Origin of the sequence: Streptomyces scabichelini, assembly GCF_011045015.1 — a bacterium.
GTDB classification, from domain to species: Bacteria; Actinomycetota; Actinomycetes; order Streptomycetales; family Streptomycetaceae; genus Streptomyces; species Streptomyces scabichelini.
In genome coordinates, this window is the sequence record NZ_JAAKZY010000332.1 from 1 (window position 1) to 8386 (window position 8386).

Here is an 8386-nt window from a genome sequence, read left to right on the forward strand (position 1 = left end):
GACTTGGGGCGGGTGGTGGCGCGGGGGGCCTCGTGGATGCCGCAGGCGGTGAGGGCGGCACCCAGCACGCAGGCGGTGGCAACTCTCCGTACGAAGGTGTTCACCGGGCGACGTTAACCGGATAAGTAGGGATATCCGGTTACGTCGACCCTGGTGTCGAGCGTGCGCGATGCCCGCCCAGAGGCCCCCCGAGAGGCTCAGCCCCTGTGCCAGGGCCCCGTCACCGCGAACGTCGTGCCGGGCGTGTAGACGTTCACGTACATCGTGCTGCCGTCGGGAGAGAAGGTGACCCCGGCGAACTCGCCCCACTCGGGCTCTTCCGGCGTACCGATGTTCTGCCGGTTGCGGGCCATCGCGTACACCTCGCCGCGTCGCGTCACGCCGTACACATGCTGCGCGCCCTCGCCGTCCTCGCAGACCATCAGGCCGCCGGAGGGGGCGAGGCAGATGTTGTCGGGGGACTCGCCGGGGAGCTGTACATCCGTGTCCGGGCCGAAGACGATCACCAGGGTCAGCCGGCGCGCGGCGGGGTCGTACCGCCAGATCTGGCCGAAGTGGTCGGCGGCGGAGCCCTCGGCGCTGTGGGCGAAGGACGAGACGAAGTAGACGCACTTCCCGCCCCAGTAGCAGCCCTCCAGCTTCTGGGCGTGCGTGATGCCCTTGGGGCCGAAGTCCTGGAAACGGATGGGCGTCTGGGCCGCGAGCGGATCCGGTACGTCCACCCACTCGACGCCGTCGAACGTGGCGCCCGTCTCCTGGATCGAGGAGAGGTCCGGAACGCCCGGCACGCGCATCGCCTGAAGCCGGCCGCCCGCGCGGAGCGAACCGCGGCCGCCCTCGGGCTTCTTGGGGAGGAAGCGGTAGAACAGACCGAAGGGTTTCTCGAAGGCGTCCTCGGTCTCGTAGACGATGCCGCGCTTCGGGTCGACGGCGATCGCCTCGTGCTGGAAGCGGCCCATCGCGGTGAGGGGCACGGCACCCGTGCGGTGCGGGTCGACCGGGTCGACCTCGAAGATGAAGCCGTGGTCCTTGGTGTAGCCGTTCGTGCCCGCCTTGTCCTCGGTCTCCTCGCAGGTGAGCCAGGTGCCCCAAGGGGTGGGCCCACCCGCGCAGTTGACGGCCGTGCCGGCGATTCCGACCCGCTCGTCGACCACCTTCCCGTGCCCGTCGAGCGTCAGCGTCGTACAGCCGCCCTTGCCCATCGGGTCGTACGTCAGCCCCTTGACCGTCGGGACCGGAACCCTTCCGTCGGCGCGGTTCTCATGGTTGCGGACGAGATGGACGCGGCCGTGTCTGCCCGCGAAGGCGGACATGCCGTCGTGGTTGCTGGGCACCTTGCCCTCGCCGGAGCGGAGTTTGTCGCCCTCACGCGACAGCACCCGGTAGCGGAAACCCTCCGGCAGATCCAGCAGGCCCTTCGGGTCGGGAACGAGAGGGCCGTATCCGGAGTGGCCCAGCGCTGTGGCCGTACCGGCGAAGAGTTCGGACAGGGCTCCGGAGAACGCGATGCCTGCTCCCAGGGCACCGGACCGGGCGAGTACTTGCCGTCGTGTGGCGGACATGGAGAAACCTTCCTGTTGGCGGACAGGACTGCGACCGCACGTGTGTACCACGTGGTCGGGGTCGCGGGAACCACGCGCGTAGCGTGGCGTACTTACTGATCGTCAGAAGACGCGGGCGGCGGGGGAGTTGGGCGTACGTCCCGCTCATCCAGCACCGGCTCATCCAGGACGGGCTGGTCCAGCAGCCCAGGCTCATCCAGCACCGGCTCACCGAGCACGGGGTCATCCAGTACCGGGTCATCCAGTACCGGGTCATCCAGGACGGGCTCATCGACAACCGGATGATCCCGGCCCCGCTCAGCCGTGCGATCCGCCCCCTGCTCCTGGTGCGCCCGCTCCAGGAACCGCAGCAGTTCCACCGGGAAGGGCAGCACCAGCGTGGAGTTCTTCTCGGCGGCCACGGCCACCACCGTCTGCAGGAGTCGGAGCTGGAGTGCGGCGGGCTGTTCGGACATCACCCCGGCGGCCTGTGCCAGCTTCTTCGACGCCTGGAGTTCCGCGTCGGCGTTGATGATCCGGGCCCGGCGCTCCCGGTCCGCCTCGGCCTGCCGGGCCATCGACCGCTTCATCGTCTCCGGCAGCGACACGTCCTTGATCTCTACCCGGTCGACCTGCACGCCCCAGCCCACGGCCGGGCTGTCGATCATCAGCTCCAGGCCCTGGTTGAGCTTCTCGCGATCCGACAGGAGGTCGTCGAGGTCGCTCTTGCCGATGATCGAGCGCAGCGACGTCTGCGCCATCTGCGAGACCGCGAAGCGGTAGTCCTCGACCCGGATGACCGCGGCTGCCGCGTCGACCACCTTGAAGTAGACGACCGCGTCGACACGCACCGTCACGTTGTCCCGTGTGATGCCCTCCTGGGCGGGCACGGGCATTGTCACGATCTGCATGTTCACTTTCTGCAGCCGGTCGATGGCGGGGATCACCATGGTGAACCCGGGCTGGCGCGGCTCACCGAGCAGCCGCCCGAGCCGGAGCACCACACCCCGTTCGTACTGCTTGACGATCCGTGCCGCCGCCGCGAGGTACACAAGCCCCGCGCTCCCGGCTGCCACGCCCGCGGCCAGCAACGCCTCAAGCATGATGACGACCCCCTGCCGTTCGAGCCCTGTCGTCCGAGTCGTCGCTTATGTCGTTCTTTTAACGATATGCCTGGTCCGAGGCTCCGGTCGAGCCTCGGACCAGGTCTCACGGGTGGGGAGGGTCCGCTACGGCGCGTTGACCCTCACCGGCTCGGTCCCGGTCGCGCTGTGCCGCTCGGCCCAGTTCTCCAGGGCCGTACGGCATGCGTGGTCCAGGTGGTGAAGGCCGGACAGGTCCAGCTCCACCGGACGGTCCTGGGGCAGGGCCTCCAGACTGTCGAGGATCTTCGGCAGCCGCAGGAAGGTGGCGTTGCCGGACAGGTACGCCTGTACCGGACCCGCCCCCTTGTCTATGATCTCCAGCTTGATGTGCGAGGCCTCCCATGCCGTCTTGGCGACAGCCAGGCCGAGCCCGATCAGGACGCCCTCGAACATGTTCACCGCGACGATCGACACGGCCGTGATGATCAGGATCAGCGCCTCGCCCCGGTGCTCGCGCCACATCGACGCGATCCCCCGCAGCGGGATGAGCTTCCAGCCCGCGTGCACCAGGATGCCCGCGAGCGCAGGCAGCGGAATGTAGGCGAGCACGGACGGAAGCAGCGCCGCGAACAGCAGCAGCCATACGCCGTGCAGCACGCGGGACGCCTTCGTCTTCGCGCCCGCCTGGACGTTCGCCGAGCTGCGTACGATGACGGCGGTCATCGGCAGCGCGCCGAGCATGCCGCTGACGGTGTTGCCCGCGCCCTGCGCCATCAGCTCCTTGTCGTACTCGGTGCGCGGTCCGTCATGCAGCCGGTCCACGGCGGCGGCGCTGAACAGCGACTCCGCCGAGGCGATCAGTACGAAGGCCGCGATCGTGCCGAGCAGGGCCACGTTCGCCAGCTCACCGAAGGCGTCGAGCCCCGGCGGCTGGAGCGAGCCGAGCAGGCCCTGCACCTCGACGGTCGCCACCGGCAGCGAGAACACCAGCGCCACGATCGTGGCGAGCGCGACCGCGCCGAGCGCCCCCGGCACCGTACGCACCTGCTTCGGCAGGTGCTTCCACAGCACGAGGACGGCGATCGTGCCGAACCCGAGTCCGAGCGAGGCCAGTGCCTCGGTCGACACGGCGGAGTCGGCGAGCAGCCCCGGCAGTCCGGCCAGCTTGCCCAGACCCGAGGCCGGGGCCTCCATGCCCGCCGCCGAGTAGAGCTGCCCGGCGATCAGGACGAGCCCGATCCCGGCCAGCATGCCCTCGACGACGGCCACCGAGATGGCCCGGAAGTAGCGCCCCAACTTCAGGGCGCCCATGAGGAGTTGGATCAGGCCGGTGGCCAGCACGATGACACCGAGTACGGGAAGCCCGTATTCGCGTACGGCCTCGAAGACCAGCACGGTCAGTCCTGCGGCCGGACCCGAGACCTGGAGGCTGCTGCCGGGCAGGAATCCGGTGACCAGTCCGCCCACGATGCCGGTGACCAGGCCGAGTTCGGCCGGCACACCGGAGGCGACGGCGACGCCCACGCATAGCGGCAGGGCGACGAGGAAGACGACGAGCGAGGCGGCGAAGTCCTGCCGCAGATGAGGGAACTTCATGCGCCTGTTCGGTGAGTTCGGTGAGTTCGGGGGGTTCGGTGAGTTCGAGATGTTCACGGGGTTGCTCATCGTCGCCCTCACAGCTCCGTGAAGGTGTCGGACTGCCCGTCATGGGCCAGTACGGAGCCGGTGTGTACCTCGTAGAACCAGCCATGCATACGCAGTTGACCTTCCGTCAGGCGCCGTGCCACGCACGGGTATGAGCGGAGCCGCAGCAGCTGGGTGAGTATATGGCTCTGGACACCCTCAGTGACAGTCGGGTCACCGACTGTGCCTGCGGGCTTGGGGGTTGCGTGATTGAGCCAGTCCCGTACGGCGGGCACGGCGGTCAGGTCATCGTCGCGCACCAGGGCGCCGACGGCACCGCAGTGGGAGTGGCCGCAGACGACGATGTCGTCGACCCCGAGCACTTCGACTGCGTACTCGATGGTGGCCGCCTCACTCGTCGGCTGCTCGGAGGTGTACGGGGGGACGATGTTGCCCGCGGTGCGCAGCTCGAAGAGTTCACCGGGCCGGGCTCCGGTGATCAGGGCCGGGACGACCCGCGAGTCGGAGCAGGTGATGAACAGCACCTGCGGGGACTGGCCTTCGGCGAGGCGGGCGAACTCCTCCGGGCGTTCAGCGGACTGCTTGCGGAAGGAGCGTGCGTGATCGATGAGGGGCTGCATGTGTCAGTTCCTCCTGGCGCGCCTGAGGGCGCGTCGGTGTACCTGGCGTGCCGTGACGGCACGTCGGTTGACGTAACAGAGCGCATGCGGGTACGCCGACACGACCCCCACGTCGCGCGCTCGGCAGACGTGGCGTGGTGAGGGTGGGTCGTGAGCAGTGCGTTCCCGGCGGTCAGATCAGCAGCGGAAGACCTGAAGTGCCGCCGTGGAATGGGCTCTTGACGATCTGGTCGTACGGAGCGACGCGGCGGCCACGGTGCCTGCCGTGTCGTCGTGCTCGGCCGCGGGGTTCCTGGCCAGCAGGGGCCGCGCGGGCGAGTCGGGGCCGGAGTCCGTGGAGCGTTGCCGGTCACGGATCCGCAGGGGCGGCGTCTCGGCGTTGAGGTGCTCGCCCTTGCCGCAGCTGACGACTTCGGTGTCGGCCGCGGTCCCGGTCCCGTGGGTCGGGTGTGCGGACGCGGCGGAGGCGGCGGAGGCAGTGGGAGCGAAGAGTTGCAGGGCCAGTAGGACGGCGGCGAGTACGCCATACAGCGTCCGGGCCGTCGTGCCTCGTGACATGTGCCCCCTCTCGGCCGCTCTCCTGTCAAGACTTCTCGCGTCAACTGTTACGTTAACGCAGGAAGTTGTTTGCAGGGTTAACTTAACGTTTCACCCTGAAGAGAACCTGAAGCAGTCTGAAGGCTGCCTGAAGCCAGGTAAAGCCAACTTAAAGCGGGGTGGAGGCAGTTCGCGGTGGAGTGTGCGGCTGATCCGGGTGTGGCCCGGCTGATCAGCCCTCCACCAGCGCCTTCGCGTCGCGTGCCAGCGCCGTGAGCCGGGAGATCGCCCGGAAGTACTTCTTGCGGTAACCGCCGTTCAGCATGTCCTCGCTGAACAACTGGTCGAAAGGCAGCCCGGAGGCGAGGACCGGCACTTCGCGGTCGTACAGCCTGTCGGCGAGGACGACGAGCCGCAGCGCGGTCGACTGGTCAGGCACCGGCCCGACATCCGTGAGGCAGACCGCCTTCAGACCGTCGGTCAGTGCCCCGTACCGGCTGGGGTGGACCCGGGCGAGGTGGTCGAGGAGATGCGGGAAGTCGTCGAGCGCGGCGCCCTCGGTGGCGTACGCCGCCTTGGTGACCTGCTCGTCGGAGAACGGCGCCGGGGCCTCGGGCAGCCCGCGGTGGCGGTAGTCCTCGCCGTCGATGCGCAGCGAGCGGAAGTGTGCCGACAGGCCCTGGATCTCGCGCAGGAAGTCGGCCGACGCGAACCGGCCCTCGCCGAGCTTGCCGGGCAGCGTGTTCGAGGTGGCCGCGAGCGCCACGCCCGCTTCGACCAGCTTGCCCAGCAGGGTGGACACGAGGACGGTGTCACCGGGGTCGTCGAGCTCGAACTCGTCGATGCAGAGGAGCCGGTGGCCGCTGAGAGTGCGCACGGTCTGCTGGAAGCCGAGCGCGCCGACCAGGTTCGTCAGCTCCACGAACGTGCCGAACGCCTTGAGCGCGGGCTCCGCCGGGGTCGCGTGCCACAGGGAGGCGAGCAGGTGCGTCTTGCCGACGCCGTAGCCGCCGTCGAGGTAGACCCCGCGAGGGCCGGCCGGCAGGCGCTCCGGCTTGCGGGAGAACCAGCGGCGCCTGCCCGAACCGGTGGCGTGTGTCCCGCCGAGACCGGTCGCGAAGCCGTCGAGCACCCTGACGGCCTCGCTCTGGCTGGGCTGGTTCGGGTCCGGGATGTACGTACTGAAGCGGACCGAGTCGAAACGCGGCGGCGGCACCATCTCGGCGACCAGCCGGTCCGCGGGGACGTGCGGCTCGCGGGCGCACAGGGACAGCGGGGTCGCTTCGGCGGCCGGGTCTGTCCCGGAGGCGGTGGTGGAGGTGGACACGCTTACCAACTCTACGGGCCGTGCCACACTGCCGATATGCGACGCCTGTTCCCTGTGACCGACGAGACAGTGCCCTCCGGGGGCGACGCGGACCGCGAGTGGAGCCTGGCCGAGCTGGCCGCGGCCTACGCGTATCCCGAGCACGGTCCGGGCGGCCGCGAGCCCTGGCTGCGCGCCAACATGATCTCCACGCTCGACGGCGCCGCTCAGCACGACGGCCACTCGGAGCCCATCTCCAGCGCCGCCGACATGCGGATCTTCGGCACGCTGCGGGGGCTCGCGGATGTGGTGGTGGTCGGTGCGGAGACGGTACGCCAGGAGGGTTACCGCCCCGCACGCGCGCGTGAGGACTTTGCCGCGCTCCGGGAGGCGGCCGGACAGGGCCCGGCGCCCGCGATCGCCGTGGTGAGCGCCGGCCTCGACCTGGACTTCGCACTTCCGCTGTTCACCTCGCCCCTGGTGCCCACGCTGCTGCTCACGGGAGCCGCGGCGGCCCCCGACCGGATCGCCGCCGCCGAGAAGGCCGGCGTCCAGGTGGTGATCGCCGGGGACGGCATGGGCGTGGACCCCGCACGGGCTGTACGCGCCCTGGGTGAGCGCGGTCTGCACCGGCTGCTGACCGAGGGCGGGCCGCGGCTGCTCGGCCAGCTGGTCGCGGCCGGGGTCCTCGACGAGCTGTGTCTGACGGTCTCCCCGATGCTCACCGCGGGGGACGCGCAGCGTATTGCCGGAGGGCCTCGGGTGGCGGTGCCCAAGCGGTTCGAGCTGACCTCCCTGCTGGAGGAGGCCGGGTTTCTCTTCAGCCGCTACCGTCGGACCTGATCACTAGTTCTCGCGGTATCCGTGCGGCCACGGGGCAGGATGGTTTCGCAAGGCCTGAAAACGGGTCCACGGAGGAGGCAGGGCCTACGACGGCCCTCGGAGGAGAAGGGGCGCCTGTCGTGTTCACAAGCGTATTGATGATCGAGAAGGCCCTCACGTCCGCCGACGTGGAGTTCGTCACCGGCTTGCACGGGGACGAGGAGATCGCCTTTCACGTGTTGCTCCAGCCTCGTGGCGAGCAGGCGGCCCGGCTGCTGCGGGCCATCGACGACGTGGCGCTCGGCTCGCTGGACGAGGCGGCCCGCGAGCTTGAGGCTCCCGCCGGTGACGAGGCGATCAGTGAGGGGCAGCGGGCCCTCGACGTGTCTCTGGTCGCCCTGCGGGCGGCGGGGGCGCAGGCCGAGGGGCGGCTGATCGAGCACCATCCGTTGGATGCGTTGAAGTCGCTTGTCGACGAGGTCGACGCGGATGAGGTGATCGTGCTGACCGATCCCCACTATGTGGAGGAGTTCTTCCACCGGGACTGGGCTTCTCGGGCTCGGCACAAGGTGGGGGTGCCTGTTTTGAAGCTGTTCTCGCACAGCAAGGTGTGACGCTGCGCTGGGCTGGAGCAGGGGGGCGCCATCAGGGCTTGTGCGGCTGCTTGGGTGCGGGCCGTCCGTGGCTGGTCGCGCAGTTCCCCGCGCCCCTGGGTGGGTGGTGGGTGCGGGGTCGTGGGCCGGTGCGTCAGCCCGTCGCAGGGTGGGCATACGGCCCTTTGCTGGTACAAGGGGCGGGTTTCCTGAGACAAGCCCTACGCGACGGGCGTAC

8 protein-coding genes are annotated in these 8386 nt (G+C 69.5%); 2 read left to right on the forward strand and 6 right to left on the reverse strand.

Annotated elements, in window-relative coordinates:
* Positions 1-197: 197 nt before the first annotated feature.
* The 6 genes from G5C60_RS48085 to zapE all read right to left on the reverse strand — a co-directional run bounded on the left by G5C60_RS48085 (position 198) and on the right by zapE (position 6754).
* Positions 198-1562 (reverse strand): PhoX family protein, encoded by a 1365-nt coding sequence (locus tag G5C60_RS48085; RefSeq protein ID WP_165270185.1) that lies wholly within the window; start codon positions 1560-1562, stop codon positions 198-200.
* 92 nt (positions 1563-1654) lie between these two features.
* Positions 1655-2644 carry a slipin family protein gene (locus tag G5C60_RS48090; RefSeq protein WP_241267603.1) on the reverse strand — a complete coding sequence of 330 codons (990 nt, stop codon included), beginning with the start codon at positions 2642-2644 and terminating at the stop codon, positions 1655-1657.
* Positions 2645-2770: 126 nt separating this feature from the next.
* Positions 2771-4222 carry a SulP family inorganic anion transporter gene (locus tag G5C60_RS48095; RefSeq protein WP_206440917.1) on the reverse strand — a complete coding sequence of 484 codons (1452 nt, stop codon included), beginning with the start codon at positions 4220-4222 and terminating at the stop codon, positions 2771-2773.
* 77 nt (positions 4223-4299) lie between these two features.
* Positions 4300-4890, reverse strand: a complete 591-nt coding sequence (locus tag G5C60_RS48100) for a carbonic anhydrase (RefSeq protein WP_165270189.1) — start codon at positions 4888-4890, stop codon at positions 4300-4302.
* Positions 4891-5067: 177 nt separating this feature from the next.
* Positions 5068-5448 (reverse strand): hypothetical protein, encoded by a 381-nt coding sequence (locus G5C60_RS48105; protein ID WP_165270191.1) that lies wholly within the window; start codon positions 5446-5448, stop codon positions 5068-5070.
* Positions 5449-5659: 211 nt separating this feature from the next.
* Positions 5660-6754 (reverse strand): cell division protein ZapE, encoded by a 1095-nt coding sequence (gene zapE, locus G5C60_RS48110; protein ID WP_165270193.1) that lies wholly within the window; start codon positions 6752-6754, stop codon positions 5660-5662.
* A gap of 36 nt (positions 6755-6790) precedes the next feature.
* On the opposite strand from zapE, the gene G5C60_RS48115 reads away from it, so the two are divergent.
* Both G5C60_RS48115 and G5C60_RS48120 read left to right on the forward strand, forming a co-directional pair.
* Positions 6791-7576, forward strand: a complete 786-nt coding sequence (locus G5C60_RS48115) for a pyrimidine reductase family protein (protein ID WP_165270195.1) — start codon at positions 6791-6793, stop codon at positions 7574-7576.
* Between the two features lie 119 nt (positions 7577-7695).
* A complete protein-coding gene (locus tag G5C60_RS48120) occupies positions 7696-8169 on the forward strand; it encodes an indole-3-glycerol phosphate synthase (RefSeq protein WP_338146138.1) in 474 nt (157 codons plus the stop codon).
* Positions 8170-8386 lie beyond the last annotated feature (217 nt).

Coding starts and splice junctions, on each gene's coding strand:
- G5C60_RS48085 (WP_165270185.1), bottom strand. CDS start 1,562: ATGTCCGCCACACGACGGCAAGTACTCGCCCGGTCCGGTGCCCTGGGA.
- G5C60_RS48090 (WP_241267603.1), bottom strand. CDS start 2,644: ATGCTTGAGGCGTTGCTGGCCGCGGGCGTGGCAGCCGGGAGCGCGGGG.
- G5C60_RS48095 (WP_206440917.1), bottom strand. CDS start 4,222: ATGAAGTTCCCTCATCTGCGGCAGGACTTCGCCGCCTCGCTCGTCGTC.
- G5C60_RS48100 (WP_165270189.1), bottom strand. CDS start 4,890: ATGCAGCCCCTCATCGATCACGCACGCTCCTTCCGCAAGCAGTCCGCT.
- G5C60_RS48105 (WP_165270191.1), bottom strand. CDS start 5,448: ATGTCACGAGGCACGACGGCCCGGACGCTGTATGGCGTACTCGCCGCC.
- G5C60_RS48115 (WP_165270195.1), top strand. CDS start 6,791: ATGCGACGCCTGTTCCCTGTGACCGACGAGACAGTGCCCTCCGGGGGC.